The 26,513-nt window shown below is 66.1% G+C and carries 24 protein-coding genes; 11 read left to right on the top strand and 13 right to left on the bottom strand.

Annotation, left to right across the window (positions count from 1 at the left end; translation table 11 throughout):
- Window positions 1-9 precede the first annotated feature (9 nt).
- Window positions 10-3,312: a sensor domain-containing protein gene (locus tag DTW89_RS07135; RefSeq protein WP_114655432.1), complete on the top strand. Its 3,303-nt coding sequence runs from the start codon at window positions 10-12 to the stop codon at window positions 3,310-3,312.
- Between the two features lie 113 nt (window positions 3,313-3,425).
- Here DTW89_RS07135 and DTW89_RS07140 read toward each other — a convergent pair whose 3' ends face one another.
- Window positions 3,426-5,330: a propionate--CoA ligase gene (locus DTW89_RS07140; RefSeq protein ID WP_114655433.1), complete on the bottom strand. Its 1,905-nt coding sequence runs from the start codon at window positions 5,328-5,330 to the stop codon at window positions 3,426-3,428.
- A gap of 296 nt (window positions 5,331-5,626) precedes the next feature.
- On the opposite strand from DTW89_RS07140, the gene DTW89_RS07145 reads away from it, so the two are divergent.
- Genes DTW89_RS07145 through DTW89_RS07155 form a run of 3 tightly spaced genes read left to right on the top strand, consistent with a single transcriptional unit; the run spans window position 5,627 to window position 8,928 of the window.
- Entirely contained in the window at window positions 5,627-6,595 is a 969-nt protein-coding gene (locus DTW89_RS07145) for a chromate resistance protein ChrB domain-containing protein (protein ID WP_114655434.1), read from the top strand.
- Window positions 6,592-7,968: a chromate efflux transporter gene (gene chrA / locus DTW89_RS07150; RefSeq protein ID WP_114655435.1), complete on the top strand. Its 1,377-nt coding sequence runs from the start codon at window positions 6,592-6,594 to the stop codon at window positions 7,966-7,968. Before DTW89_RS07145 ends, chrA begins: the two co-directional genes overlap by 4 nt.
- A gap of 33 nt (window positions 7,969-8,001) precedes the next feature.
- Window positions 8,002-8,928: a Fe-Mn family superoxide dismutase gene (locus tag DTW89_RS07155; protein ID WP_114655436.1), complete on the top strand. Its 927-nt coding sequence runs from the start codon at window positions 8,002-8,004 to the stop codon at window positions 8,926-8,928.
- Between the two features lie 141 nt (window positions 8,929-9,069).
- Here the strand turns inward: DTW89_RS07155 and DTW89_RS07160 are convergent, their stop codons facing one another.
- The 3 genes from DTW89_RS07160 to DTW89_RS07170 form a co-directional block, all read right to left on the bottom strand.
- Window positions 9,070-9,672, bottom strand: a complete 603-nt coding sequence (locus tag DTW89_RS07160; protein ID WP_114655437.1) for an isochorismatase family protein — start codon at window positions 9,670-9,672, stop codon at window positions 9,070-9,072.
- Between the two features lie 88 nt (window positions 9,673-9,760).
- A complete protein-coding gene (locus tag DTW89_RS07165) occupies window positions 9,761-10,675 on the bottom strand; it encodes a ribose-phosphate diphosphokinase (protein ID WP_114655438.1) in 915 nt (304 codons plus the stop codon).
- Between the two features lie 2 nt (window positions 10,676-10,677).
- Window positions 10,678-12,276 carry a thymidine phosphorylase family protein gene (locus tag DTW89_RS07170; protein ID WP_236637062.1) on the bottom strand — a complete coding sequence of 533 codons (1,599 nt, stop codon included), beginning with the start codon at window positions 12,274-12,276 and terminating at the stop codon, window positions 10,678-10,680.
- Between the two features lie 113 nt (window positions 12,277-12,389).
- On the opposite strand from DTW89_RS07170, the gene DTW89_RS07175 reads away from it, so the two are divergent.
- Window positions 12,390-12,962: a C40 family peptidase gene (locus DTW89_RS07175; protein WP_114655439.1), complete on the top strand. Its 573-nt coding sequence runs from the start codon at window positions 12,390-12,392 to the stop codon at window positions 12,960-12,962.
- Window positions 12,963-13,013: 51 nt separating this feature from the next.
- Here the strand turns inward: DTW89_RS07175 and DTW89_RS07180 are convergent, their stop codons facing one another.
- Window positions 13,014-13,409: a hypothetical protein gene (locus DTW89_RS07180; RefSeq protein WP_236637063.1), complete on the bottom strand. Its 396-nt coding sequence runs from the start codon at window positions 13,407-13,409 to the stop codon at window positions 13,014-13,016.
- A gap of 313 nt (window positions 13,410-13,722) precedes the next feature.
- Between DTW89_RS07180 and DTW89_RS07185 the strand changes: the two genes are divergently transcribed.
- The 5 genes from DTW89_RS07185 (at window position 13,723) to DTW89_RS07205 (ending at window position 19,551) form a co-directional block, all read left to right on the top strand.
- On the top strand, window positions 13,723-13,974 hold the full coding sequence (locus DTW89_RS07185; protein WP_024815064.1) for a GlsB/YeaQ/YmgE family stress response membrane protein: 252 nt from the start codon (window positions 13,723-13,725) through the stop codon (window positions 13,972-13,974).
- 66 nt (window positions 13,975-14,040) lie between these two features.
- Window positions 14,041-14,535 (top strand): hypothetical protein, encoded by a 495-nt coding sequence (locus tag DTW89_RS07190; protein ID WP_024815063.1) that lies wholly within the window; start codon window positions 14,041-14,043, stop codon window positions 14,533-14,535.
- Between the two features lie 220 nt (window positions 14,536-14,755).
- Window positions 14,756-17,599 carry a DEAD/DEAH box helicase gene (locus DTW89_RS07195; RefSeq protein ID WP_114655454.1) on the top strand — a complete coding sequence of 948 codons (2,844 nt, stop codon included), beginning with the start codon at window positions 14,756-14,758 and terminating at the stop codon, window positions 17,597-17,599.
- A 224-nt stretch (window positions 17,600-17,823) separates the two neighbouring features.
- Window positions 17,824-18,957 (top strand): HPP family protein, encoded by a 1,134-nt coding sequence (locus DTW89_RS07200; protein ID WP_161555627.1) that lies wholly within the window; start codon window positions 17,824-17,826, stop codon window positions 18,955-18,957.
- 102 nt (window positions 18,958-19,059) lie between these two features.
- Entirely contained in the window at window positions 19,060-19,551 is a 492-nt protein-coding gene (locus DTW89_RS07205; RefSeq protein WP_114655442.1) for an EVE domain-containing protein, read from the top strand.
- Here the strand turns inward: DTW89_RS07205 and DTW89_RS07210 are convergent.
- The 5 genes from DTW89_RS07210 to DTW89_RS19370 all read right to left on the bottom strand — a co-directional run bounded on the left by DTW89_RS07210 (window position 19,529) and on the right by DTW89_RS19370 (window position 24,797).
- A complete protein-coding gene (locus tag DTW89_RS07210) occupies window positions 19,529-20,536 on the bottom strand; it encodes a class I SAM-dependent methyltransferase (RefSeq protein ID WP_114655443.1) in 1,008 nt (335 codons plus the stop codon). The genes DTW89_RS07205 and DTW89_RS07210 overlap by 23 nt on opposite strands.
- Before the next feature lie 400 nt (window positions 20,537-20,936).
- Window positions 20,937-22,559 carry a GMC family oxidoreductase gene (locus DTW89_RS07215; protein ID WP_114655444.1) on the bottom strand — a complete coding sequence of 541 codons (1,623 nt, stop codon included), beginning with the start codon at window positions 22,557-22,559 and terminating at the stop codon, window positions 20,937-20,939.
- Between the two features lie 217 nt (window positions 22,560-22,776).
- A complete protein-coding gene (locus DTW89_RS07220; RefSeq protein ID WP_114655445.1) occupies window positions 22,777-23,283 on the bottom strand; it encodes a hypothetical protein in 507 nt (168 codons plus the stop codon).
- 120 nt (window positions 23,284-23,403) lie between these two features.
- Window positions 23,404-24,456, bottom strand: coding sequence for a carboxysome shell carbonic anhydrase domain-containg protein (locus DTW89_RS07225; protein WP_114655446.1), 1,053 nt, complete (start codon window positions 24,454-24,456; stop codon window positions 23,404-23,406).
- Complete coding sequence (locus tag DTW89_RS19370) at window positions 24,432-24,797, bottom strand: hypothetical protein (RefSeq protein WP_114655447.1); 366 nt, start codon at window positions 24,795-24,797, stop codon at window positions 24,432-24,434. Before DTW89_RS19370 ends, DTW89_RS07225 begins: the two co-directional genes overlap by 25 nt.
- On the opposite strand from DTW89_RS19370, the gene DTW89_RS07235 reads away from it, so the two are divergent.
- Window positions 24,796-25,014 carry a hypothetical protein gene (locus DTW89_RS07235; protein WP_114655448.1) on the top strand — a complete coding sequence of 73 codons (219 nt, stop codon included), beginning with the start codon at window positions 24,796-24,798 and terminating at the stop codon, window positions 25,012-25,014. The two genes, DTW89_RS19370 and DTW89_RS07235, sit on opposite strands and share 2 nt — an antisense overlap.
- A gap of 74 nt (window positions 25,015-25,088) precedes the next feature.
- On the opposite strand, the gene DTW89_RS07240 is transcribed toward DTW89_RS07235, so the two are convergent.
- The 3 genes from DTW89_RS07240 to DTW89_RS07245 all read right to left on the bottom strand — a co-directional run.
- Complete coding sequence (locus DTW89_RS07240) at window positions 25,089-25,934, bottom strand: hypothetical protein (RefSeq protein WP_051463484.1); 846 nt, start codon at window positions 25,932-25,934, stop codon at window positions 25,089-25,091.
- Between the two features lie 39 nt (window positions 25,935-25,973).
- Entirely contained in the window at window positions 25,974-26,252 is a 279-nt protein-coding gene (locus tag DTW89_RS19505) for a glutaredoxin family protein (RefSeq protein WP_201740961.1), read from the bottom strand.
- 60 nt (window positions 26,253-26,312) lie between these two features.
- Window positions 26,313-26,513, bottom strand: a 201-nt coding sequence (locus DTW89_RS07245) for a DUF3079 domain-containing protein (RefSeq protein WP_236637064.1), incomplete at its 5' end; no start/stop codon positions are given.

A 26,513-nucleotide genomic window follows, 5' to 3' on the forward strand; every position in this document is an offset into this window, starting at 1 on the left:
ACTCCCTGCATGGATGTCGTGCCGGCCCTCAGAAAATGCCTCGCAGCCTCACAGCTGGCCAACCACCATTTGCGCCAGCGCGACCAGCAGATGCGCCTGGCGCTCGATTCGCTGGGCGGCGGGCGCTGGGAATGGGACATTGCACGCCAGAAATTCGCCTGTTACGGCCGCTTCTATGAGGCCTTTGGCGTGGAGGCCGGTGCCGGCGACGACACCTGGGAGCGCTGGCACACTCGCAAACACCCGGCCGATGCCGCCCGCCTTGCCGACAAGCTCGAGCGCGCCATGCGCGGGCAGCTCGACACCTACGAAGCCGAGTTCCGCATTCTGGACACGGCGGGCCGATGGCGCTGGGTGATCTCACGCGGACTGGTGGGCCGGCGCGATGCCGCAGGCCGCCCGCTGACCCTGATGGGCATGGACGTGGATGTCACGGCCCAGCACGAGGCGCAGGACGCGCTGCACGCCGCGGAAGCCAAATACACCACCATCTACCAGACACTGCCCGACGCTGCGGGCATTTCGCGGATTTCGGACGGGTGCTACATCGACGTAAACCCCGCCTTTTGTGCACTGCTGGGTGCTGAACGCGAGGACGTGCTGGGGCGCACCTCCAGAGAGCTCAATATCTGGGCCTCGGACCAGGAGCGCACACGCATGATGGAAACCTACCGGCGCGAAGGCAAGGTGGACCGCCTGCCCATGGTGGCGCATCGTGACGGTGTGCGTGTGCCCGGACTGATGTCGGCGCGCCCCGTTGTGGTGGAGGGCGAAGACTGTTTCCTGTTCGTCTTTCACGACATGACCGAGGCGCAGCGTGCCAGCGACGAGTTGCGGGCGCTCAACAACCTGCTGCAGCAGGCGGGCCGCATGGCACGCCTGGGGGCATGGGAAAGCACGCGCGAAGCAGGCATGGTGTATTGGTCGGATATCTGCGCAGACATCCACAGCCTGCCCTCAGGCTCCCCGCCCCCCAACGACTACGTCGAGTGTTTCGTGGCACCCGCCTGGAAGGAGGCCGTGCGCACCAAATTGCGCGCATGCCTTCATCACCAGTGCGAATGGGACCTGGAACACGAAGTGGTACGCGCCGACGGACGCGTGATCTGGGTGCGCGCACGCGGCGAACCGGTGCTGCAGGACGGCCAAGTCACGGGGATGCGCGGCGTGCTGCAGGACATTGACGAAGCCAAGCGCGCGGAGCAGCGGTTGCGCCAGTCGGAAGACCGGTTCTCGCGCATCTTCCACCTGATGCCCTACCCCATGGGCATGACGCGACAAAGCGACGGTGCCTATGTGGAAGTCAACCCCGCCTGGGTGCAGGTGCTCGGCTTCACGCGCGAGGAAGCGGTGGGCAGCTCGGCCACCAAACTGGGCATTTTTCAGGCGCAGGACCGTGCCCGGTTGATTGACGTGGCCCGCCAGACCGGCCAGCTCGACGCCTACGAAGTCAAGATCATCACGCGCAGCGGCGAGCAGCGCACAGCGCTGCAGTCGATGCGCGCCACGGAATTCGATGGCGAAGCGTGCTGGCTCTTCGCCCTGCAGGACATCACCGATCGCAAGCGCAGCGAAGAGCAGGTGCGCGAACGCGAGGCGCTGCTGTCGCTCACCATCTCCGCCGCCGCGCTGGGACTGTGGGATTGGGATCTGCAGACCGGCATGGTCCGTGGCGATGCGCGCTGGGGTGAACTGCGTGGCGCAGCCACCAGCGATGCCACCACGTCTGCGGCGCACTGGACGACGGGCGTGGCAGCCGACGCGCTGGCCGGCATTTCGGCCGAAGTGGCCCGGCACATGGAGCATCCGGCCACCCCGTTCGATGTCACCTGGAAAGTGATGCTGCCCCAGGGGGGCGCCCGCTGGATCCGCAATCTGGGCAAGATCATCGGGCCGGGCGGCACAGGGCAGCCCACGCGGATGCTGGGCGTCGCCATTGACGTCACACCGCAGCGGGAGCAGCAGGAGCTGTTGCAAAAGCTGGCCCACTACGATGCGCTGACGGGCCTGCCCAATCGGGTGCTACTGGCACAACGGCTGCAAGATGGCATGAGCCAGGCCCGCGCCCGAGGCACCCAGCTGGGCGTGGCCTACCTGGACCTCGACGGCTTCAAGCCGATCAACGACCGCCTGGGCCACGGCGCAGGCGACCGGCTGCTGGTGGTGGTGGCGGGACGGCTTTCGCGCGCGCTGCGCCCGCAAGACTGCGTGGCCCGCCTGGGCGGCGACGAATTCGTAATCCTCATGCCGGGCCTGAACTCGCAAACGGATGGCGAACGACTGCTGGGGCGCGTGATGGAAAGCATTTCTTCGCCCTACACCCTGGACACCGAGCGCGTGGCGGTAACGGCCAGCATTGGCTACACGGTGTTCCCCTGTGACGACGCGGACGCCGACACCCTGCTGCGCCACGCCGACCAGGCCATGTATGCCGCCAAACAGGCGGGTCGCAACCGGTTTCACCAGTTCGACGCAGCGCAGGAGCGCGCCCAGCGCGAACACCATGAGCAGGGCCTGCTCCTGAGCGAAGCGCTCACGCAGGCGCAGTTCGTGCTGTTTCTGCAGCCCAAGGTGGTCATGCAGACCGGACAGGTGGTGGGCGCGGAGGCCCTGGCACGCTGGCAGCACCCCGAACGCGGCCTGCTGCCCCCAGGCGCCTTTTTGCCGCTGCTGGACGGAACCGCCCTCGAAATCGTTTTTGGCCAGTGGGTGGTCGAAGCGGCGCTGGCCCAGCTTGAACGCCTTCAGGAGGCGGGCCTGCACATGCCCGTGAGCATCAACATCTCGGCCCGGCACCTGCAGCACCCCGGCTTCGGGGCGTGGATCGTGCAATGCCTGGCCCGCTACCCCGGGGTAGCGCCCAGCCGGGTCGAGCTCGAAATTACCGAAAGCGCGGCGCTGTACGACCTGGCCGCCGTGGCCGACACCCTGGCCGGGCTGCGCGCTCTGGGCCTGTCGGTTGCGCTGGACGATTTTGGCACCGGCTACTCATCACTGACCTACCTGCGCCGCCTGCCCATGGACACACTCAAGATCGACCAGAGCTTCGTGCAGGGCATGCTGGACGACACGGGCGACCGGGCCATTGTGCAGGGGGTGATCGGGCTGGCCCGGTCGTTTGCCTACCAGGTGATTGCCGAGGGCGTGGAAACCATTGAACAGGGGCTGCTGCTGCTGCAGCTCGGTTGCGCCAATGGCCAGGGTTACTGCATAGCGCGCCCGATGCCCATCGATGCTTTCATCGACTGGGCCCGCCGCTGGCAGCCGCCCCCACAGTGGCAACAGCGGTACACAGAGGAATATTCGATATAAAAACAGCTGCAACGCTTACCCAGCAAGCGCTTACAGCTATTGTTTTTGACAAAACCCAGGCCATGGCCAGCCCGGGGGTGGCCCGGCAACCTTGCTATCAGGCCATCAGGCCATCAGTTGCCCACCAGGTCCTTGACCTGCTGCAGCGCGGCCGGGTCGTCCATCGTGGTGAGATCGCCCGGGTCGCGGCGCTCGGCCACGGCCTGCAGGGCGCGTCGCAGCAGCTTGCCGCTGCGCGTCTTGGGCAGCACCGTCACAAAGTACACGCGCGAGGGGCGGGCCACGGCGCCGAGCTGGCTGTCCACCTGCTTCATCACCTCGCCTTCGAGCTTGAGGCGCGCGGCGTCGTCAGTAAGGCCCGAAGCATCGCGTGGCACGGCAAATGCCATGGCCACCTGGCCCTTGAGGCTGTCGGCCACGCCCACCACGGCCACCTCGGCAATGTTGGGGTGCGAAGAGATGGATTCCTCGATCTCGCGCGTGCCCAGGCGGTGCCCGGCCACGTTGATCACGTCGTCGGTGCGGCCCAGGATGAAGTGGTAGCCGTCGGCGTCGCGGATGCCCCAGTCGAAGGTGCTGTAGATCATGCGGCCCGGAATGCTTTTCCAGTAGGTGTTCACAAACCGCTCGTCGTCGCGCCACACCGTCTGCATGCAGCCGGGGGGCAGCGGGCCTTCGATGGCGACCACGCCCTTCTGGTTGGGCTGGGTCAGCTCTTCGCCATTGCTTTCGTCGATCAGTTTGACGTGGTAGCCATACATGGCCTTGCCGGGGCTGCCAAAGCGCGTGGTCTGCTGCTCCACGCCGTTGGCCAGCGTCAGGATGGGCCAGCCGGTTTCGGTCTGCCAATAGTTGTCGATGATGGGCACCGAGAGCGCATCGCTGATCCACTGTGCCGTGGGTTCGTCGAGCGGCTCGCCCGCCAGCCACAGGGCCTTGAGGGTGGAAACGTCGTATTTCTTCAGCCACGAAGCGTCGTGTTTCTTGAGCACGCGCACCGCCGTAGGGGCCGAGAACATGTGCGTGACCTTGTATTTTTCGACAATGCTCCACCACACGCCCGCGTCGGGCCGGGTGGGCAGGCCCTCGTACATGATGGTGGTCATGCCGGCGATCAGCGGGCCATAAATGATGTAGCTGTGCCCCACCACCCAGCCAATGTCGCTGGTGGCAAAGTAGGTCTGTCCGGCTTTGGCATCAAAGATGTGCTTCATGCTGGCCGCCAACGCCACGGTGTAGCCACCGGTGTCGCGCTGCACGCCCTTGGGCTTGCCGGTGGTGCCGCTGGTGTAAAGCGTGTAGCTGGGGTGCGTGGATTCCACCCACTCGCAGGGCACGGTGGCGTTCAGGTGCTGCTCGCGCAAGCTGGCCCAGAGGTGGTCGCGCCCGGCCACCAGGTCCATGGGCACCAGGCCCCGATCCACCAGCAGCACGGCGGCAGGTTTGTGGCGCGACAGGCGAATGGCCTCGTCGAGCAGCGGCTTGTAGGGCACGGCCTTGGCGCCGCGCGAACCTGCGTCGGCACTGACAATGGCCACCGGCTCGGCGTCTTCGATGCGCGAGGCCAGCGAGCCTGAGGCAAAGCCGCCAAACACCACCGAGTGCAGCGCGCCAATGCGCACGCAGGCCAGCATGGCAAAGGCCGCCTCGGCGATCATGGGCATGTAGATCAGGACGCGGTCGCCCTTTTTGACGCCCAGCGCAATCAGGCTGGCGGCCATGCGCTGCACCTCGGCATGCAGTTCGGCAAAGCTGTAGCTGCGCTCGGTGTTGGTTTCGGTGGAGATGGCCACCAGCGCCGCCTGGCTGGCGCGCGTGGCCAGATGCCGGTCTACCGCGTTGTGGCACAGGTTGGTGGTGCCGCCCACAAACCATTTGGCAAACGGCGGGTTGCTGTAGTCGCACACCTGCTGGGGCGGCGTCTTCCAGTCGATCAGCTTCGCCTGCTCACTCCAGAAGGCGTCGCGGTGGTCGATGGACTGGCGGTAGAAGTCGGCGTAGGTGCTGTGTGCGGTCATTGTGGGTGTCTCCTCGGCATCTCTCTCGCCCTGCCAGGACAGCAGGTTTTGAATTCATAATTATTCATAACGGGCTTGCGGCAAACTGACGTGGCGAAGCGGAATGCGCTGTGACCAGCGCCTTGCTCCCGCTGCTGCGCGGCCTATCCCTGCGCCCTTGCGCCGCTTGCAGTTTGATCAGCCCATCCCTCCTCCGCCTTGTAGACCCCGAAGCACCTGGCATGCAAGGCTCTTTGCCTAGAACAATATCCAAAATAGACATAAATATTTCATAGAACAAAGCATATACTTCAGTCATGTGGTCAACCCTCATCATGACACTGCCCACGCAGCCCAACGCGGTGCGGCTGCGTGTGTGGCGCAATCTCAAGGCACTGGGCTGCGCCGCCCTGCGCGACGGCGCCTACCTGCTGCCCGAAGAACACGCGGGCCTGCTGGCCCCGATTGCCGCCGAGGTGCGGGAGCACGGCGGCACGGCCATGGTGATGACCCTGACGGCCAACGACGCCACTCAGCGCCAGGAGATCGAGGCGCTGTTCGACCGCACCGAGGCCTTCACCCAGTGGCGCGACACTGCCACCACCTTGCAGGCCGAGCTACCGCAGCTCACCGAAACCGAAGCCCGCCGCCGCCTGCGCAGCATTGCCGATGCGCTGCAGGCGCTGCACCGCATCGACTACTACCCCGCCGCCGCCGCCGCTCAGGCCGATGCCGACCTGGCCAGCCTGCGCCAGGCACTGGACGCCAGCTTCTCGCGCGGCGAACCCGCCGCCCTGCCCGCCCATGGCATCCCGCGCCTAGACGCCACCCAGTTCCAAAACCAGCGCTGGGCCACCCGCGCCCGGCCCTGGGTGGACCGCCTGGCCTGCGCCTGGCTGATCCGCCGATTCATTGACACGGGTGCACAGTGGATGTGGCTAACCGATCCAGCCTCAGCACCTGCCGATGTGCTGGGCTTTGACTTTGACGGTGCCCGATTCACCCACGTAGGTGTCCTCGTGACCTTCGAGGTGCTGATCGCCAGCTTCGGGCTCGAAGCCGACCCGAGGCTGCAGCGCCTGGCGCGCGCCGTGCATTACCTGGACGCGGGCGGCATGCCGGTGCCCGAGGCCGCCGGGCTGGAGGCCGTGCTGGCCGGCCTGCGCGAGGTGCATGCCGACGACGACGCCCTCACCCAGGCTGCCGCACAGATGTTTGACGCCCTGTATGCGTTGCCGCCGTCGTCCCCCAGCTCTCCATCCACTGTGCCCAGCGCCGCCCCATGACCACCCAAACCTCTCCTGCCGATGCGCCTGCGGCGCTAGAGCGCCCCGCTCCCGCAACCTTTGGTGCGGCCTTCCTGTTCTGGCTCAAGCTTGGTTTCATCAGCTTTGGCGGCCCGGCGGGCCAGATCGCGATCATGCACACCGAGCTGGTGGAGCGCCGCCGCTGGATCAGCGAAAACCGCTTTCTGCACGCCCTTAACTACTGCATGCTGCTGCCCGGCCCCGAGGCGCAGCAACTGGCCACCTACATCGGCTGGCTCATGCACCGCACCTGGGGCGGCATCTTGGCGGGCGCGCTGTTTGTATTGCCCTCGCTGTTCATCCTGATCGGGCTGTCGTGGGTGTATCTGCGGTTTGGCGATGTGCCCGTGGTAGCCGGCATTTTCTACGGCATCAAGCCCGCCGTGACGGCGCTGGTGTTGCATGCCGCACACCGCATCGGCACGCGGGCGCTCAAGAACGGCTGGATGTGGGGCATTGCCGCTGCATCGTTTGTGGCCATCTTTGCGCTCAACACGCCCTTCCCGGCCATCGTGCTTGCGGCAGGCCTCATCGGCTACTTTGGCGCACAGCGCTGGCCTGCGGTGTTCGCCCTGGGCGGTGGCCATGCCAACGGTAACCAGGGCTACGGCCCGGCGCTGATTGATGACGACACCCCCACGCCCGCCCACGCCCGCTTTTCGCGCAGCCACCTGGCCAAGGTGCTGGCGGCGGGGCTGGCGCTGTGGCTGGTGGCCATGGGCCTGCTGGTGGCCACGCAGGGCTGGCAAGGCACGCTCACGCAGATGGGCTGGTTCTTCACCAAGGCTGCGCTGCTCACCTTTGGCGGCGCCTACGCCGTGCTGCCTTATGTTTACCAGGGCGCGGTGGAGCATTACCAGTGGCTCAGCGGCCCGCAGATGATTGACGGTCTGGCGCTGGGCGAGACCACCCCCGGCCCGCTGATCATGGTGGTGGCGTTCGTTGGCTTTGTGGGCGGCTGGCTGCAGCAGGTGTGGGGCCCCGATGCGCTGTTTGCGGGCGCAGTGGCGGCGGCGGCGGTCGTGACCTTTGTGACCTTCCTGCCCTCGTTCATCTTCATCCTGGCGGGTGGCCCGCTGGTGGAGGCCACCCACGGCAAGCTCGGCTTCACCGCCCCGCTGTCGGCCATCACCGCCGCCGTGGTGGGCGTGATCCTGAACCTGGCGCTGTTTTTTGCCTACCACCTGCTCTGGCCACAGGGCTTTGGCGGCGCCTTCGATGCCGTTTCGGCCGCGATCGCCGTGGGCGCACTGGTGGCGCTGTTCCGCTTCAAGCTCGGGGTGATGCCGCTGCTGGGCCTGTGTGCGGCGGTGGGGCTGGCGGTGACTTTCCTCAAACCCTGGCTTGCCTGAGCCAGCTGTCATCCACCTCCCCGGAGTCTCTCCATGCAAGCACGCGTCCAAGAACTGCCTTTTGACCCGGCCACGCTGCCGGGCCTGTCCGAAAAACTGCTGCGCAGCCACCACCAGAACAACTATGGCGGTGCGGTGGCACGGCTCAACGCCATCCGTGGGCAGCTTGCTGAACTGGCCTTTGCCTCAACACCGGGCTTTGCGCTCAACGGCCTCAAGCGCGAGGAACTGATTGCGGGCAATTCGATGCTGTTGCACGAGCTGTACTTTGGCAGCCTGGGCGGCGGTGGCGCCGCACCCGCACCCGCCATGCAGCTGGCGCTGGCGGCCAACTTTGGCAGCGTGGATCGGTGGCGCGAGGAGTTCGTCGCCATGGGCAAGGCGCTGGGCGGCGGCTCCGGCTGGGTGCTGCTGGTGTTCCAGCCGCGCGACGGCACGCTCGTCAACCAGTGGGCCAGCGATCACACCCAGGTGGCTGCAGGAGGTGTGCCCATTCTCGCGCTGGACATGTATGAGCACGCCTACCACCTCGACCACGGCGCTGCAGCGGGTGCCTATGTGGATGCGTTCATGGCAAACATCCATTGGGCCGCCGTCTATGAGCGCTACCAGCATGCGGTCCACGCCGCGAGCGAAGGGCTGCAAGCATCGATCCAGGACGCGCAAGCGGCGGCGCAACTGATTGATGTGCGCCGTGCCGGTGTGTACGAGGCGGCCACCACCGCCATCCCCAACGCCCGTTGGCGCGACCCTGCTGCCGTCGACACATGGGCCCAGGAGCTGTCTGCCAGCGAAGATGTGGTCGTGTATTGCGTCTATGGCCACGAAGTCGGCCGCTCGACCGCGTTGCGCTTGCGTGCAGCGGGCTTCAATGCGCGCTTTCTGCAAGGGGGCATGGACGGCTGGGCCGCATCCGGCAACGCCGTGTGTGCAAAGTCAGAGGCGCTGCGGGCGAGGTGAATCGAAGGCGACGGCGAGCCGTGCCGCAGGTGGGGTTTCAGCAACGCGTTGCCCCCACTACCTTTGGTTTGATTTGCTACCATTTCAATAGCTATCAGCGCATGATGATCAGGCGCCAGAGGCCAAAAAGACCAAAATTTTCTACTTGATCAGGCCCAGCACGTCCTTGAACGCCGGGTGCTCGCAGCTGCCCAGCCATTCAAACGCCACCATCTCGGTGGTCACCAGCTCGGCGCCCGCGCCGGCCAGGCGGTCGAAGGCGGCGTCGCGGTTGCGTTCGGTGCGGGAGCCGCAGGCGTCGGTCACCACCCACACTTCAAACTCGTCGTCGATCAGGTCCAGCGCGGTCTGCAGCAGGCACACATGGGCCTCGCACCCGGCAATGACGATGGTGCCGCGCTCTGCCGCCAGCGGGGCGGGCTTTTGCAGGTGCTTGGGCAGGCTGCGCGCGTTGCCGCCCTGGGGCCTGGCGGGAGGGCGCAGCCATTCGCCCAGGCCTTCTTCGGCGGCGCTGAAGTGCATCTTGGCCAGGGTCTTCTGGCACAGGGCGCGCAGCGCGGCGTCGTTGGCGCCCAGGCGCGAGGGGTTTTGCTCGGTGCCCCACACGGGTACGTCCAGCATGCGGGCAATCTCGGCCAGGCGGCGGGCATTGGCCAGCACGGCGGGGCCTTCAAAGATGGCGGGCATCAGGCGCTCCTGGTAATCAACCAGGACGAGTTGGGATTCGGTGGCGTCTAGCAGCATGGGGGGGCCGTTTCTGTGTTCGTTGAATCGCTGTGCGGGCGCAGCGGGGAAGGCAATGGCGCATTGTCGCAGCCCGTGCCCGGGCTTTTCAGGCGCGAAGGACGGACTGCAGTGCAGTGGCCAGTGGCCCGGCCATGGGCACGGCGTTGCTCGGGTGTGGGATGCAGTCCGTGCTCCACACCTCCCCCACCCCGGCTTCATGCAGCGCCTGCAGCGCATCGCCCGCAAACAGCGCGTGGGTCACGGCCACATCCACCGAGGCAGCGCCGGCCTGCAGTAATAGCTGCGCCGCCAGCGCCAGCGTGCGGCCGGTGCTGGCCATGTCGTCCAGCAGCACCACAGCACGCCCCTGGGCATGGAGCGGCGGCAGCTCGATAGTTACATCGCGATCACCATGGCGCACCTTGGTGCAAACGGCATGGTCAAAACCATGGCGGGCGGCTGCCTGGGCAATCCACTGGGCCGATTCGCCATCGGGCCCCACCAGCAAGGCGTTGGGATGCCGCTGCGCGATCAGGTCGGCCAGCGGCTCGGCGCCGCTGAGCACGATGGCCTGGGGCACGGCCATCGCCTCCTGCAGCGTTGCCACGCGGTGCAGGTGCGGGTCTACAGTGATGACGGCGTCCACCAGCCCGGCCAGAAACGCACCAACCACCTGCTGGCTGACCACCTCGCCCGGCGCAAAGGCAATGTCTTGCCGCATGTAGGCCATGTAGGGCGCCACCAGCGTGATGTGCCGGGCGCCCAGCGTGCGGGCGGCGCGGGCAGTCAGCAGCAATTCGACCAGCTTTTCGTTGGGGTCATGCAGGCTGCGCAGCAGCACCACATGGGCAGGCAGGCGCCCTGCCCCATCCACCGGCAGTCGCAATTTGAGCTCGCCATCGGGGAAACGGTGGCGATCGATCATTTTCACGGGCAGCTGCGCGGCCTGGCCCAGGCGCTGGGCGGCAGCGGTTTCATCGTCAAAATGCAGCAGGCAGGCCTGCGATGGTGCAACCGACATGGTCAGAACTCCACAAACACCTGGGGCAACGCGTCGGCATCACCCAGGCGGTAGCCAATATCCCGGGCACTGGCCTGCCGGGCGAATTCGAGGTCGGCAGGGTAGCCCGCGTGCACGCGGTACAGCACATCGCCCTGCGCCACCGTTGCGCCCAGCTTGTGCATCAGGTCCACGCCCGCGCCCTGCACCTTGGGCGCGCCCGCCAGCCGCGCCACACGGGCGATCTGGAAATTGTCGATGCCCACCACGGTGCCGCTGGCGGGCGCGCAGACCTCAAAGGTCAGCGGGCCCAGTTGCGGGTGCAGGTGGTCGAACCCCTTGCTGCCTTGCGCGGCGATGATGTCTTCCATGCGCCGAAGCGCCCGGCCAGAGTCGAGAATGTCGCGCGCAATGGCATAGCCATCGCCGCCGCGCACGTCGGGGTCGCATTCAATCAGGCGGCCCGCCAGTCGCAGGGATTTCTGGCGCAGGTCGTTGGGTGCATCGGGGTCGTTTTGCAGCACGCGCATCACGTCGCGCGCCTCCAGCACCGGGCCAATGCCGTTGCCCACGGGCTGGCGACCGTCGGTGATGACCACGTCCAGCGACAGGCCCATGCGCCGCGCCACATATTCAAACAGGCGGCGCAGGCGCTGGGCCTCGGGCATGGAGCGCACCTTGGCCGTGGGGCCGATGGGAATGTCGAGCACCAGATGGGTGGCACCGGCGGCCACCTTTTTGGACAAAATGGAGGCCACCATCTGCCCGGGCGAGTCGATCGACAGGGGGCGCTCCACCGAGATCAGAACGTCGTCGGCCGGGGAAAGATTGGCCGTGCCACCCCAGGCGAGGCAGCCGCGGTAGTCGCGCACGATGTCGGCCAGCTGCTCAAACGGCAATTCCACCTTGGCCAGCACCTCCATGGTGTCGGCCGTGCCAGCCGGGGAGGTGATGGCACGCGATGAGGTCTTGGGGCACAACATGCCGTGCGCTGCCACGATGGGCACGACCAGCATGGTGGTGCGGTTGCCGGGAATTCCGCCGATGCAGTGTTTGTCCACCACCAGCGGCTCGTGCCAGTCGAGCCGCCGGCCGCTGGCCACCATGGCGTCAGACAGGAAGAACACCTCTTCGCGGTCCAGTTCGTCGCGGTTGCAGGCCACGACAAAGGCCGTCAGCTCAATCTTGGAATAGTGGTGGCCGGCAATGTCGCGCACGATGGCCGCGTAATCGGCCCGTGTCAGGCGCTCGCCGGCAATTTTGCGAAACAGCGCGCCCATCGATTCGGGCGGCTCTGCCTGCGTGACCGATACGGTGTGGCCGTTTTCCACATCGAGTTGGGCAAAGGCGTCTTGCGACAGCCCCAGTTCGTTGCAGCCGACGATGGAGGCGTCATCCACCACATTCACGGTGGCCAGGACGTGGCGCCCGTTGGCGCGCACCTCAATCTTGGAAAGCGCCTGAAAACCCTCGGCCCGGTACACCGCGCAATCGCGGTGCAGGTAAGCCACGTTTTCGCGCCAGGTGTCGATGGCCACACGGCGCAAGGCCAGTCGTGAGGGGGTTTGGTTGGTAACGGGTGCAGGGGGAAGATCCTGGGGTTCGCTGGTCTCGATATGCATGGGCATCAGCCTACACCGGAATGACGGGCACCCAAGCGGGAAAACGATGATGCACATCAAGCGCTGCCATCCGGTTACAGACCCTCGCGCAAAGCGTGTTACCCTCCGCCCCCATGTCTCGCTGGATCATTGCCTTACTTCTCACCTGTGCCTCTGCTGCGCAGGCTGCGCCTGCAACGGCTTCCCCCGAAGAAATTGAGCGCATCGAACGATTTCTGACAGACAAAGGGTTGTTGTTGCAACTCGATGATGTGCGCCATTCGGTCGCAGACAAAGCCCATGTGGTCGCAGACCGCACCGCCGATCTGATTGGCAACGCCATGGGATTCATTGGCGTGCCTTACCGCCGTGGCGGCACCAGCGCCTCCACTGGTTTTGACTGCAGCGGCTTCGTGCGCGCTGTTTACGAAAAAACCGTGGGCATGGTCCTGCCGCGCAAGGCCGCTCAGCAAGCTGCCAGCACCCAGGTCATCGACAAAAAAGAACTGCAACCCGGCGATCTGGTTTTCTTCAACACCATGCGCCGCGCCTTCAGCCACGTGGGCATTTATGTGGGCGACGGCAAATTCATCCATTCACCCCGCACAGGCAGTGAAGTGCGCGTGGAAGACATGCGCCAGTCCTACTGGCAGCGCCGCTTTGACGGCGCGCGCCGTGTCACGGTCGAAGCAAAGGCCCAGCCCTAAGGCACGGACTGCAGTGCCTGCAGCGCTGCCGTTGTGCAGCGCCCACCCCGGTCAGGGTTTGACTACCGTCACCGTTTCAGTGCTTCGAATGGGTCCACCGGTGATGTTGACCGGGCCTAGATTCGGGTTGCTGCGCATGGCCCGCGCATCGGCCATGTCCTGCTGATAGCGCGACCGGGCATCACCCTCGCACGCCTTGCGATCCTTGCCTGCGGGCAGGGTCTTGCACTCCTGCAGGCTGATCTTGAGCCCGCCTCCCGCCTCGCTGATAGCAGACTGGTAACGCTGCTGCGCGGTGGTATCGGGTGCCGCACCACGCTTCAGTGATGCCTCATCGCCACCTTGCGCAAATGCTGGCATTGAAAAAACGCCCGCCACCACCCACGCTGCGGTGGCCAACAGGCCGGTGGTCGAATAGTTCTTCATGCGGTTTCCTTTTGATTCCATCAGAGTGCTTGACTCTAGGGGCCGCACTGCACCGCACGCCTAGGCCAGCCCCCAAGCCCAGCGAAGGCGAGCAGCGCGCCGGGCTGTCAGACAAACACCCACGCACCGCTGCCATGCCGCTGCCCTAAGGCTGCTACAAAACAACGACCCGCGAGCCTTTGCGGCCTCCATACCCCTTGCCGCACACCCGAAGCGCCTCGCCTGCCAATCCGGCGGATACAACCGCTTCGCACCCGCACAAACGGTCTTGTCTGACAACCCTCCGTGCAGATATGTCTTAAAGTGACACCCATCTTTTTCATCGGGTGCACACATGCTTTCTATTCTCGGAACCATTCTTGTCGGACTCGTTGTCGGCTTCATCGCACGGGCGGTCAAACCGGGCGACGACAAGCTGGGCTGGATCATGACCGCCTTGCTGGGCGTGGCGGGGTCTTTTCTTGCCAGTTACGTGGGTACCGCCATGGGCTGGTATGCGCAAGGTGACGCCGCAGGCTGGATCGCCTCGGTGCTGGGCGCCGTGGTGCTGCTGGTGATCTACAGTATGGTCAAAGGCAAGTCCTGACCCACGGCTGCGTTCGAAAGAACGGGCTCTGACCCCAGTTCAACCACCACAGGCAAGGCACGCTTCATGGCATCTGCCCAACAAATGGCTGCTGACAACCCCCAACTGGCTGCGGCCGTGCAGCGCAGCCGCCGCCTGCTGCACCGGCGCGCGCTGGTGGCGGCAGCGGCCAGCACCGTTCCGGTGCCGGGGTTGGACTGGGCGGTGGATGCCGCCCTGCTGTCGCGGCTGCTGCCGCAAATCAGTGCCCAATTTGGGCTCACCCCCGAGCAGCTCGATCAGCTGGACCCCGGCAAGCGCGAACAAGTGCAAAAAGCGGTCACCCTGGTGGGGTCGGTGCTGATTGGCAAGTTGATTACCAAAGAGCTCGTGCTGCGCATCACCCGCACGGTGGGCCTGCGCCTGACCACCAAGCAGCTGGCCAAATATGTACCTCTGGCAGGCCAGGCGGTGGCCGCCACTGTGGGCTATGCCACCTTGCGCTACCTGGGAGAGCAGCACCTGCGCGATTGCGTTCTGGTGGTGCAACAGAGTCAATTGCAGCTGCCCGTGCCCCGCTGATTGCTCCTGAAAAAGGAGCTGCTGGCGCTTTATGCGGAATGGCCAGAGGCACTTTTAGCCATTAACTTATCGCCCAGAGGCCAGTGGCACGCGCTGCGTCGCACCAGGTCGCCCGCCAGCGCCCTGCCCCAAGGCAAAATCGCAGCCCATGGCCACCGCAGGCAAAAGTGCCCCTTCCCTCTCAAACCAAGACCCCGCGGTGCACGAAAACGCCGTGGCAATGTGGCTGACCACCCTGCGCAGCCATGCGGACGCCGCCGCGCTGCAGCAGCTCCCGCCCTTGACCGATGCCGACGCCGCCCGCGTGATGGCACGGCTGCGCGACGAAACGCCAGGTGCCACGCATCCCGCACACCCCACACAGCCAGCCGCCACGCCCGGCATTGCCACGAGCAGCTTCCGCCCCCGCATCACCCTGATGACCCTGGGGAGGGGCGACGGCCTGCTGGGCCTGCGCCCGCAAGGCCCGCTGGGCCCGCGTGGCGACAGCGTGACGCTGGCGCAGATCGACTGGACGTACACCACCCATGCGGGAGAGAGCGCGGCGCCCAACACCATCGCCTGGCACACACCTGCGCCTACCTCGGTGCTCAACTCCCGCCCACCCGCCATACAAGAGCTGTTTGACACCGGCGGCCCGGTGCTGCGCATGCAGCGCAACCTGGCTGCCGAGGCCGACGCCATGGACCGCGTGTGGGACCTGGGCCTGATCCCTGTGGACGCCAACAAGCTGCAATGGCGCCACCGCGCAGCCGCCGCCACACTGGGCCCCGTGTGGACGCTGGCGCAAGAGGCGCACTTTGGCGACTTCTGGGCCGAGCAGATTCCAAAGCTGCGCGCCGAAGGCTGGAGCGTGGTGGTGCAGCCCGGCTTTGCGCACGAAAGCGTGCCGGTGCAGCGCTGGAAGCTACTGATTGCCCCCGACACCGGCGAGCTGCTGGGCAAAGAAGTGGACGGGCCGCTGGCCGCACGCGAACGCCCCGTGCAAAAACTGCAACTGCCCGAGCGCGAAGGCGCCTGGCTATTGAGCCTGGGCATCGAGATCGACGGCGAAACACTGGACCTGGCGCCCATGCTGGCCGATCTGCTGCGTCGTGATGCCCGCTGGCTCCATGCGCAGCAGATGGCGGCCATTGACGACATCGCCATCATTTCACTGCGCGCACCGGGCGGCAAACGCATCGACGCGCCCGCTGGGCCGCTCAAGGCCATCGTGGGCGCGATGGTGGACCTGCTGACCGACCCCACGCGCAACCAGCGCAAGGACGGCGACCCGCTGCACCTGGGCGCATGGGAAGCCCGCCGCATCGAAGCCCTGCGTGCGGGGCTGGTGCAGGCCCACCGCGTGGGCACGGTGAATGGCTGGAACAACGCCTGGCAACTGCAGGGCGACGCCGGCCTGGCGCAACTGGCCCAGCGCCTGCGCACCATCGGCACCCCGCAGCCGGTGCATGCGCCGCAGGGCCTGCAGGTGCAACTGCGCCCCTACCAGCTCGAAGGACTGGCCTGGCTGCAATACCTGCGCGCCCAAGGCCTGGGCGGCATTCTGGCCGACGACATGGGCCTGGGCAAAACCGCACAAGCCCTGGCCCATGTGCTGACCGAGAAAAATACCGGGCGCCTGACCCGCCCCGCCCTGGTGGTGCTGCCCACCTCGCTGCTCTTCAACTGGCAGGCCGAGGCCGCGCGCATGGCCCCCGGCCTGCGTCTGCTGGCGCTGCATGGCCCCCGGCGCGCGCACAGCTACGCCGACATCACCCGACACGACCTGGTGCTCACCACCTACCCACTGCTCTGGCGCGATGTGGACGCGCTGGCTGCCCAGCCGTTTCACCTGCTCATCCTGGACGAAGCCCAGATGGTGAAAAACGCGGGCAGTCGCAGCGCCCGCGCCCTGCGCAAGCTGCAGGCCCCGCACCTGTTGTGCCTGACGGGCACGCCGCTCGAAAACCACCTGGGCGAGCTGTGGGCGCAGTTCGATTTTTTGATGCCCGGCTTTCTGGGCGACGTGCGCAGCTTCAACGCCCGCTGGCGCAAGCCCATCGAGGAGAACGGCGAAACCCTGCGCGCCCAGCTGCTCGCCCAGCGCGTGCGCCCCTTCATCCTGCGCCGCCGCAAGCAGGACGTGGCCACCGAATTGCCGCCGCGCACCGAAACCATCCTGCGTGTGCAGCTCCAAGGCAAGCAGCGCGACCTGTACGAGGCCGTGCGCGCCACCGCCGACAAACAGGTGCGCCGCGCGCTGGAGCGCCAGAGCTTCGAGGGTGCGCAGATCACCATCCTGGATGCGTTATTGAAACTGCGTCAGGTCTGCTGCGACCCGCGCCTGGTGAAAGGCATCCAACAAGGCCCCCACGCTCCGCCGCATCTTCGTGAAGGGGAGGCCTTTTTGCCTGGGGGCGGCCCAGCGGCAAAAAGAACCGCACAGACGATGGAACGCGCCAAGCTCGAACTATTGGCCGACCTGCTGCCCGCCCTGGTCGATGAAGGCCGACGCGTGCTGGTGTTCTCTCAGTTCACCGAAATGCTGACGCTCGCTGCCGAGCTGCTGGACGCTTTGGCCTTGCCCTACCTCACCCTCACGGGCCAGACGCCGCCCCGCCAGCGCGGCGCGGTGGTGCGGCAGTTCCAGGCGCAGGACGACACCAGCGCGCCCATCCTGCTCGTCAGCCTCAAGGCGGGGGGCGTGGGCCTGAACCTCACCGCCGCCGACACCGTGATCCACCTCGACCCCTGGTGGAACCCCGCCGTGGAAGAACAGGCCACCGCCCGCGCCCATCGCATCGGGCAGGACCAGCCGGTGTTTGTCTACAAGCTGGTGGTGGAAGGCAGCATTGAAGAGCGCATGCTGGAGCTGCAGACCCGCAAGGCCGCGCTGGCGCAGGGGGTGCTGGGGCACGACGCCGAGGGCGCAGTGAAATTTAGCGAGGCCGACCTGCACGCGCTGCTGGCGCCGTTGAGCGAGCCGGCCAACAACCCGCTGGGCTTGCCGGGCGAAGACGCGCTGCGCTGGGGCGGCACCGGCCCGCGGCAGCGAGGGCCATCGCAGCCGCCGGAGTTTTGACACTTTTGGCCTCTAGATCTTATGGAACGGGCGCCTGACGCTATTAAAAGCGCAGCAATTTTCATGCATGTGAAATGGGTAACCCTACTGCGGTGATGGATCCGTTCGATCGGTACCATCTGCGGCTGCACAAATTTGGTGCACCTTCGACTTTTCGACAGCCCACGCCGGCCCCCCCTCTTCAAGTGCCCAAAAGAATAAGCGCCTGGTTTCACACCAGGGTGTTGAGCAATACCCTGTCCCTTTCAAGCAGCGAGCGGTGGAAAGCCAGCCTGGGTGCATTGCTGTGTCTGGCGTCCTGCGGGCTGCTGTTGCGCAGTTTGCCGCTGGATGCGCATTGGCTTCTGGCTCCGGTGGGGGCCAGCGTCGTAATTTTGTTTGTCCAGTTTCACAGCCCCGTGGCCCAGCCCTGGCCGCTGCTGGGCAGTTACCTGCTGGCCACCGTGGCGGGGCTGGCCTGCTCGCACTGGGTGGCGCAACCTGCACTGGCCGCAGCGCTGGCGGTGGCGCTGTCGATCTGGCTCATGGCCTGGCTCAACTGCGTGCACCCGCCCGGTGGGGCGCTGGCGCTGTTGCTGGTGCTCAACGGCCCCTACTCCTCCACCGAAATGGTCGCCGTGAGCGAGCTGATCGCCATCAACGCGGGTGTCCTGTTGCTGGCGGCCTTGTTCATCAACCGGATGGTTCTGCGCCGACGCCACCCCCACAGCAGCACGCAGCCCGGCCCCAGCCACAACACACAAGACCGCCCTCCCATCGAGCGCCTGGGATTGACCCACACCGACCTGGAAAGCGCTGTCAAGACGCTCAACACCTTTGTGGACGTGCAGGAGGATGAGCTGGTCGAGATCTACAACCTGGCCGTGGACCACGCGTTCGGCCGCCATGTAGGGCTGAGCTGCGCAGACATCATGTCGCGCGACGTGGTCACGGCCCATTTCGACACCGACCTGGCTGTGGCCTGGAAGCTGCTGCGCCAGCACAAGATCAAGTCCTTGCCCGTCATTGACCGGTTCGACCGCCTCATCGGCATCGTGACGGTGGCTGATTTTCTGCGCCAGATTGACAACCAGGCCACACCCAAGGACCTGGCCACGCTGGTGCAGGCCCTGCTCAGGCGCACCCCCGGGCACTATGCCGACAAGCCCGAGGTCGTGGGTCAGATCATGAGCTCCGAGGTGTTCACCGCCACTCCCCAGACGCCGCTGTCCGAGCTGATCCGCCAGATATCTCAGCGCGCTTTGCCGCATGTGCCGGTGGTTGACGAGCAGCGCAAGGTGGTGGGCATGGTGACGCAGTCTGACCTGCTGGTGGCGCTGTACAAGAGCATTGCCTTGAGCCAAGCAGCGAAGGCGTGACACGCCCCCCTTTTGCGCAACGAGAATGCAGGGGCAGGGCTTGAAAATTGTGGGCCATGCGGGCGCCCCCACTTGTACGGCCTGCACCATTTCTGTACCCCCATGAACCCGACTGACAGTCACACCCGCAGCCCCCGCTACTGGCTCATGAAGTCCGAGCCGCAGGAATGCTCTATCGACGACACCCTGGCTGCATCCGACGCCACCGTGCCCTGGACTGGTGTGCGCAACTACCAGGCGCGCAACTTCATGCGCGACGGCATGCAGGTAGGCGATGGCGTGCTGTTCTACCACTCCAGCTGCCCCGAGCCAGGCATTGCGGGCATTGCCCGCGTGGCCAGCACCACCCGGGCCGACCCCACGCAGTTTGACCCGGCATCGCCCTACTTCGACCCCAAATCGCCCGTGGATGCGCCCCGCTGGCTGCTGCTGGATGTGCAGGCCCTGCGCAAAACGCGCCTCATCAGCCTGGCCGAGTTGCGCAGCACCCCGACGCTTGCACAGATGCGCGTGCTGCAAAAGGGCAGCCGGCTGTCCATCACGCCGGTGGAGCCCGATGAGTGGGCTGAAATTACGGAGCGGCTGGCGCGCTAGGGGCCGGGTCTGCTGCGTTGGGCAGCGGCAGCTCGGGCATGGCGTACACCAGCACCTTTAGCGCCCTGTCCTCGTCCACATCGGAAAACACGGCCGGGTTGGCCACGCGTTCGACAAACTGCAGCTCGGGGGCCAGTTCCTGCATCTGGCTTTGCAAAAAGTCCACGCCCAGCTCGGGTGCGTTCAGGCACAGCAGCGCGTGGCCGCCGGGTGCTAGCAGATCAGGCAGGCGGCGCATGAGGCGGGCGTAGTCTTTGGTGGCCACAAAGCTGCCTTTTTGGTAGCTGGGCGGGTCCACGATGACCAGGCCATAGGGCCCGCTGCGGGTGATCTTGCCCCAGCTGCTAAAGATGTCGTGCGCCAGAAAACTGGCGCCGGTGGTGATGCCGTTGAGCTGGTGGTTCTGCTGCCCAATCGCCATGGCGCCGTGGCTCATGTCCACGTTGACCACCTGCCTGGCGCCCGCCTGCAGCGCCACCACCGAGAACGCGCAGGTGTAGGCAAACAGGTTCAGCACCTTGAGGCCATAGCGGTCGGCGCTGTGCGCGGCCGCGTAGTCGCGCACCCAGCGGCGGCCCTCGGCCATGTCCAGAAACAGGCCGTGGTTCTGGCCGCGCAGCACATGCACCTTGAACCGGGCGCCCTGCTCAGTCACCACATGGGGGTCGGGCACGCTGCCCGCCATCAAGCGCGTTTCGGTGCGGCCCTGGGTGCGCAGCGCCTCGTTGCGGCACTGAAACACCCAGTTCAGCGGCTGGCCCGGCGCCAGGGCCTCCCAGCGCTGGGCCAGCGCGGCACCAATGGTGGCCAGCTGCGCCTCGGTCTCGTCGCCCGCGGGCAGAAAGCTGGTCAGCACCCAAACGGGCGGGTAGGCATCGAGCGTCCACTGCTCGCAGCCGGGGAAGCGCCCACCCCTGCCGTGAAAGATGCGGCAGGCGTCGGTGGGCAAGGGCATGGCGGCAATGGCGTCGAGCAAGGGCTGCATAAAATATTAGATGTTTCAGGCCTCTATAGCTTACTGGATAAGCGCAGATAGCTATTAATAACGTAGCGTTTCGAACCACTATCAATCAGGTTGCCGTGGCCCGGTGCGGAGTCTGCCAGACGCCTCCACTGCGTTGTGATCACAGGCAGCGCGCGTTCAAAAGCTGCCGAACACCGTGCCCAGCACAATGAGCAGCACCAGCACCAGCACCAGCGCGGGCAGCATCGCGGCGGCGCAGACGGACGCCATCGTGTTCGCCCTGCCCTTTGCCGGCGTCATGCTGCTGGCGATTGCCTAGTGGCGCGGCGTGCGCAATGACTGGAACGAAGAGCAACGCCGCGAGCGCGCACTGCGCAAGCGCATGCGCGAGATGGTGGACGCACCCGGGCGGTAATCGCTCTCAGGCCAGCGCCTGCGCCTCGGCCTGGCCGGTCAGACGCTGCACCAGCCCCTGCGCAAGCCGGTTGACGACACCGTAGACCGACAACTGCGGGTTCGCCCCGACGCTGGTGGGAAAGAGCGAGCCGTCGTGGACCGAGAGGTTTTCCAGCTGCCAGTGCACGCCATCGGGCCGCACCACGCCCATCCGCTCATCGGCCGCCAGGCCGCAGCCGCCCATTACGTGGGCGCTGACCACCCTGGTCAGCAGCGGCTTCATGGGCAGTTGCCCGATGGCCTCCCTGGCCTGCGCCCAGGAGGTGTAGAGCTGGCCCCTCTCATGCACGGGCAGCACCTGCTTTGCACCGGCGGCAAACTGGATTTCGGTCATGGCCAGCATGGCGCGGCGTGCACCGTCCATCACATAGTCGGTGAGCGGGTAGTCGAGCACGGCCGAGCCATCGCCGCGCAGCTTGACGTGCCCGCCCCGGGCCTGGTCGTGGAAGCCGTCGCGCAGCAGCGCCAGCAGCACATGTGTGTGCGGAAACTGGTTCAGCAGGTCAGCCTGGGGCTGCCCCGAGCCGGGCATCGATGTGGCCAGAATCAGTGGATGCAGCGGCGGCGCCTCGATCTTGAAGCCCATGGGGCCGTCGATGGGCTGGGTGCGCAGGTAGTGGTCGGAGTACAGCGACTGCGGTGCACCCGCCCAGCCCTCCACACGCTGCTCCATCACGGCGGCCGTCATCACTACCGGGTGCAGGAAGGTGCGCTGCCCCAGGCGGCCATGCGGGTCGGGGACGCCCGAGCGCATCAGCACGGCGGGCGAGTTGATGGCCCCGCCCGAGAGCACAAAATGCCGCGCCGTGATGGTGGTGCGCACGGCGTCTGCCGTCACCGCGCCGTTGAGTTGCACGCCCACGCAGCGCAGTGCCTGCACCTTGCCCGAGGCCAGATCGAGCTTCTCGGCACGCGTCTGCACCAACAGCGTGGCGCCTTTGTCGAGCGCAGCCGGAATGGTGGTCACCAGCATGGACTGCTTGGCATTGGTGGGGCAGCCCATGCCGCAAGAGCCCAGGTTCCAGCAGCCCTGCACGTTGCGCCGGATCGACTCGACCGGAATGCCCAGCTTGACCGCGCCAGAACGCAGCAGTTCGTTGTTTTCGTTGGGCGGCACCTGCCATGACGACACGTTGAGCCTGCGCTCGGCCTGCTCGAAATACGGCTCCAGCGCCTGCTCGTTGTAGTCCTTCAGCCCAAAGTATTGCTCCCAGTACGCCAGGGTTGCGGGTGGCGTGCGGAAGGAGCTGGTCCAGTTCACCGTGGTGGAGCCCCCCACGCAGCGCCCCTGCAGGATGGAGATGGCCTTGTCCTCGGTCTTGCGGCCGGCGCTTTCCTGGTAGAGCTGGGGGTAGGCTTCGGACTCGCGCTGGCGAAAATCGCTGCTGCTGCGCAGCGGGCCTTCTTCGACGATGACCACGGACAGACCGGCGCGGGTCAGCAGCTCGGCCGTGATGCCCGCACCCGCGCCCGAGCCGATGATGGCCACGTCGCAAGCGATGGTTTGCGGCGCGGTGCCGTGGGGGCCGCCCAGCACTTTCCAGCCGCGCTGCAGGCCACTGCGAATGGGATCGGGGAGTTTGCTCATGGTGTTTGGTTCACAAGGTGTGACGAACGGATGGGTTCACACCGGTTCGGGGTGTCAGAGGCTGAGAGTTTTTTGCTCGTGCCCGAAAGGTGCGTCAAAACACCGCTGATCAAGGCGCAAAGCACAGCCATAGCACGGGCTATGGCGAGCATTTGCAACACGGAGCAGGGGTGTTTTGGCGTGCAAGGCGGGCACAGGCAAAAGACTTCTCAGCCGCTCAGATATCCACAGGGCCTGGGTAACCCAGGGTCGGCCAGGTGGATTCGTCAGAAAAATAGGCACCGCCCACAATCTCGTGCAGCGCCTGGTAGGCCTGCTGGCGCACCGCCAGGCGCGAAAAGCGCATGTCCTCGAGTGCAGCCAGCACCTGTGCCGGGTCGGCATCAAGCCAGTCGCTGGACAGGCCGGCCAGCCCCCGGCGCCCGGCGCTGGTGCACAGCAGTCCCACCAGTTGCGACAGTTCGGCCTGCACATGCGGTGGCAGGTTTTGCGCCAGGGCGTCCACACGGTCTGCCATGCCCTGCAGCGCCTGCTGCTGGGCGCCCGCGTCTTGCGGAAGCGTGCCCTGCAGAATGGCACGGCCCGCACTGATGAACAGCCCGCGCCCCGCGTCGGACAGGCGCCCCTGCACCAGACCCGGCTGCAGCAGCAAGGCCGCCCCGCCCGCCAGCGCCAGCACGGCGCCCGACACCAGGCCCAGCTTCAATAAAGTTCGTCTTTGCATTTTTTGACTATCGCACGCACCAGCCCCCTGCCTCTAGACGCAGCCGCCTAGAGGGTGTTGGGGTTTTCATTGATACCGCAAATGCGGTATGGGCAAGCCCGCCTCCACAGGTGCGCAGGCTCAAACCGGCTCCAGCCTGCGCGAGCGCCAGTCCAGCACAGCGGTGCGCACATGCATCTTGCCCGCCAGGGCGGGCGATTGGCGGGCAATCACCCCGGCGGCAAAGTCCGCCAGAAAGGCCGACTTGAGCCCTGCCCGGGCGCTGTCCACCCCCAGTTCCTCGTAGGGCACCGAAGCCAGCAACAAAAAACCATCGTCCGGTATGCGCCCTTTGGCCATGTTGGCTTCGATGATGGCCGCCGCCTGTCCCACGGGTTCGGCCAGCTCGGGGCTGTAGGGGCCGACGATCAAGGCGATGTTGGGCATGTGCAGAAAGTCAAAGCCCCGGCCCAGGCAAATCATCCATTCGCGGTGCTCGATGTCGGCCGCCCGGTGCATCTGCCGCACCTCGTCGATGCGCCGCAGATTGCCCGCCAACAGCGGCAGCAGGTCGTCGCGCATCTGGCGGGGCATGTCGGGAAACAGGGCCGCCAGGTGCTGTGCCAAGGCGTCTTCGGCCATGCCTGCGCACTGCGCCAGGTCCAGCAGCCCGCCCTGCTCGCCATGCACCAGCAGGGCGTCTTCGTCGGTTTCAAAGCCGCACAGCACGGGGTACACGGTGTCGCGCCCCAGCCCGAACACGGTTTCCACCTGCTGCTTGATGCGCCGGGTGTGCTCGATGGCCGCTGCGGTGTCGCCATGGAACCCGGCGCAGCCCCGGTGCACGCTGCCGCGCGAGAAGTGGTAAGTGATGAGCAGCAGCACCCGCCGCCCTTCACGCACGCAGCGCTGCACATACCCGGCCAGCACCTCGCCCAGGTGCGGCCATCCCAGGTCGAACATGCCCCCCAGGTTGCGAAACGGCTGGATGATGCCCAGTGGCGTGTGCGTGGCCACCGGAATGTTGATGCGCCCGTCCATGCACTTGAGCACGCCAATGGCCGTGGGGTGCAGCGCCAGGTAGCGCTCGCGGGCCAGCCAGTTCTCGGGGCTGCAAAATTGTGCCGAGTGGTCACGCGCGCGCTCGAACAGCCAGTCGATGCGCTGGGCTATGGGTTTGCTGTGGATGTCCATGGGCGTTCAGGGGTTGCAGGGTGCCGCCGTGACGCGGTTGCACCCTGGTTCTTGGACTGGTACAGGGCATGGTCGGTGCGGTGCAGCAAGGGGGCTTCAGACTGGCCCCGGTTGCGCGCCGCCTGTGCAGCCCAGAGCATCTGCCCCACAACTGCCTGGGAGTCGCCCCAGTCCGGCGCTGGGGCAAAAGCATTCAGGCGCTGCATCACCTGGCCTTGCCAGTGTGGACCCAGCGGCTCCTCACCGGGCCATGTGCCCGCAGCATCCTGCGGCAGCGCCACCCACTGCTGCGCCGCCCAGGTGGGCAGACTGCATTTCCATTGACCAGTGGCAGGGACCATGAGAGAGGCATCCGTTCACACGCCAGCGCGTGCTGCGCAGGCAGAGCGTTGCGCCGCTACAGGCTACAACCCCCTCGCCCGCCACGGCCCCTGTGAAAACCCTGCTTTACCCTGCGCAATACCCAAAACCCTGCTCATCGCTTACGAGTCGATGACCGGCGGCACCGGCCAGATGGCCGAGGCGCTGCTGGGCGGCGGAGCGCAAAAAGCCGCGTGAATCGTGGGGTAAGAACTACACGAAACGGGGGGCAGGTCAATGGGAGTCTGGCGCATGGCGCTGCGCGGCAAGCCTCACCCCAGCCACTGCGGCCGCAACAGCATGACCAGGCCGAGCGCAAGCATCACCAGACCAGAGAGCAGCTTGAGCCAGCGCCCACCTTGCTCTGTGAGCTTGCTGCTGGCGAGTGCGCTGACCGCAAGCGTGACCATCAGTGCGTCGTCGGTGATGTAGCCAATGATGTACAGGCCCAGGTAGCCGTGGTATGCAAGGTGTCCCAGGTCCTGCTGCGTCAGGATTGCCGTGTAGATGGCTGGCAGACCCGCAGTGCACAGCAATTCAATCAGATTGACGGCGATGGCAAGCAGCGCGACACCGGCCATGGCCGCCGGCAGCGATGGCGCGTTCATCACCCGGCGCATTCGCTCAAAGAGGCCGGGTTTGGCCTTTTCGGGAATCGACAGCGAGACACCGCGTCCCCATGCAAAGTAGTCCTTGGTATTGATGGAACCAATGGCGATGGCCAGCAGGGCCAGCCCCACGCGCAGCGGCACTGACAGGCCGACCGCAAGGAAAAGGTTGAGCCACGCCGCCATCATCGCGTAGTAAACCGCGCCACTGACCAGCACAAAGGTGCCGGCAATCAGCGCCATGCGTCGGCGGTCGTGCAGCCGCACCAGCAGCGAGAGCAGGAAGAGCAGCACCCAGGTGGCGCAGGGATTGAAGCCGTCGAGCAGACCGATGGCCAGCGTGAACAGCGGCAAGCCGAGCTGTGCGACGCTGAGCGTGCCAACAAGCGGCGCGTCGATCGCCTGGCGCGGTGCAGGCAATGCCTGCGGTGCAGATGCGGCGGGCGGCGCCGCATCGAGCAGCGCAAGCAGCTCAGGGCCGCTGTCTGCGGCGTCCCCGAAGCCGATCATCACCCGCTCGCCGACGACAAAGGTCGGAACGCCCGGCGGTCAGATACCGGCCTGGCGCGAGACCTGCTCCAGTGCTTGGCGTGCTTGCGGGTCGCGGTCGATGGCGCGGTAGTCAATGCGCAGCGCGGGTCTCTCGCGGGCCAGCCCGGCAAGATAGGCCTTGGCATCCGCACAGTGCGGGCAGCCATCGCGCACAAAAACGGTCAGCACCGGGCCGTTCCCGTCCGGCTCTGCTGCAGCAAACCGGGCAGGCCACAGGGTGGCGACAAAAAGAATCAGGACCCCGAACAGGCCCGTCAGCAATGAACGTCGAAGCACGATAAGACAAACGCAGAAAAAAGGGACCGCACGCAAATACGCCCAGCCACGATACCGCATTCAACGCACAGAGGGTTTTCCCATTTCTGCCGTGGCATCGGGCGGCGTACCCCGGTCGTCCAGCAGGCCCCACTGGTCCCAATCGTCCCCAAACAGCTCCGCCGGGTGCTGCGTGCGGTCCGACCCATTGCCGCAGCGCATGTCCTTGGCAGGGCAGTACAGATCACAACCCCAGCACACCCGCTCGGGGTGGGCGGGGGC

Source organism: Acidovorax sp. BoFeN1, assembly GCF_003345135.1.
GTDB classification, from domain to species: Bacteria; Pseudomonadota; Gammaproteobacteria; order Burkholderiales; family Burkholderiaceae_C; genus Acidovorax; species Acidovorax defluvii.

What these genes read in the sequence shown, in the direction of transcription:
- DTW89_RS07240 (WP_051463484.1), bottom strand. Translation starts at nt 25,934, where the DNA reads ATGATCGGCTTCGGGGACGCCGCAGACAGCGGCCCTGAGCTGCTTGCG.
- DTW89_RS07145 (WP_114655434.1), top strand. Translation starts at nt 5,627, where the DNA reads ATGTGGTCAACCCTCATCATGACACTGCCCACGCAGCCCAACGCGGTG.
- DTW89_RS07180 (WP_236637063.1), bottom strand. Translation starts at nt 13,409, where the DNA reads ATGGAATCAAAAGGAAACCGCATGAAGAACTATTCGACCACCGGCCTG.
- DTW89_RS07165 (WP_114655438.1), bottom strand. Translation starts at nt 10,675, where the DNA reads ATGTCGGTTGCACCATCGCAGGCCTGCCTGCTGCATTTTGACGATGAA.
- DTW89_RS19370 (WP_114655447.1), bottom strand. Translation starts at nt 24,797, where the DNA reads ATGGTCCCTGCCACTGGTCAATGGAAATGCAGTCTGCCCACCTGGGCG.
- DTW89_RS07190 (WP_024815063.1), top strand. Translation starts at nt 14,041, where the DNA reads ATGGCATCTGCCCAACAAATGGCTGCTGACAACCCCCAACTGGCTGCG.
- DTW89_RS07195 (WP_114655454.1), top strand. Translation starts at nt 14,756, where the DNA reads ATGTGGCTGACCACCCTGCGCAGCCATGCGGACGCCGCCGCGCTGCAG.
- DTW89_RS07235 (WP_114655448.1), top strand. Translation starts at nt 24,796, where the DNA reads ATGAGAGAGGCATCCGTTCACACGCCAGCGCGTGCTGCGCAGGCAGAG.
- chrA (WP_114655435.1), top strand. Translation starts at nt 6,592, where the DNA reads ATGACCACCCAAACCTCTCCTGCCGATGCGCCTGCGGCGCTAGAGCGC.
- DTW89_RS07170 (WP_236637062.1), bottom strand. Translation starts at nt 12,276, where the DNA reads ATGCATATCGAGACCAGCGAACCCCAGGATCTTCCCCCTGCACCCGTT.
- DTW89_RS07225 (WP_114655446.1), bottom strand. Translation starts at nt 24,456, where the DNA reads ATGGACATCCACAGCAAACCCATAGCCCAGCGCATCGACTGGCTGTTC.
- DTW89_RS07140 (WP_114655433.1), bottom strand. Translation starts at nt 5,330, where the DNA reads ATGACCGCACACAGCACCTACGCCGACTTCTACCGCCAGTCCATCGAC.
- DTW89_RS07135 (WP_114655432.1), top strand. Translation starts at nt 10, where the DNA reads ATGGATGTCGTGCCGGCCCTCAGAAAATGCCTCGCAGCCTCACAGCTG.
- DTW89_RS07160 (WP_114655437.1), bottom strand. Translation starts at nt 9,672, where the DNA reads ATGCTGCTAGACGCCACCGAATCCCAACTCGTCCTGGTTGATTACCAG.
- DTW89_RS07205 (WP_114655442.1), top strand. Translation starts at nt 19,060, where the DNA reads ATGAACCCGACTGACAGTCACACCCGCAGCCCCCGCTACTGGCTCATG.
- DTW89_RS07210 (WP_114655443.1), bottom strand. Translation starts at nt 20,536, where the DNA reads ATGCAGCCCTTGCTCGACGCCATTGCCGCCATGCCCTTGCCCACCGAC.
- DTW89_RS07155 (WP_114655436.1), top strand. Translation starts at nt 8,002, where the DNA reads ATGCAAGCACGCGTCCAAGAACTGCCTTTTGACCCGGCCACGCTGCCG.
- DTW89_RS07175 (WP_114655439.1), top strand. Translation starts at nt 12,390, where the DNA reads ATGTCTCGCTGGATCATTGCCTTACTTCTCACCTGTGCCTCTGCTGCG.
- DTW89_RS07220 (WP_114655445.1), bottom strand. Translation starts at nt 23,283, where the DNA reads ATGCAAAGACGAACTTTATTGAAGCTGGGCCTGGTGTCGGGCGCCGTG.
- DTW89_RS07185 (WP_024815064.1), top strand. Translation starts at nt 13,723, where the DNA reads ATGCTTTCTATTCTCGGAACCATTCTTGTCGGACTCGTTGTCGGCTTC.
- DTW89_RS07215 (WP_114655444.1), bottom strand. Translation starts at nt 22,559, where the DNA reads ATGAGCAAACTCCCCGATCCCATTCGCAGTGGCCTGCAGCGCGGCTGG.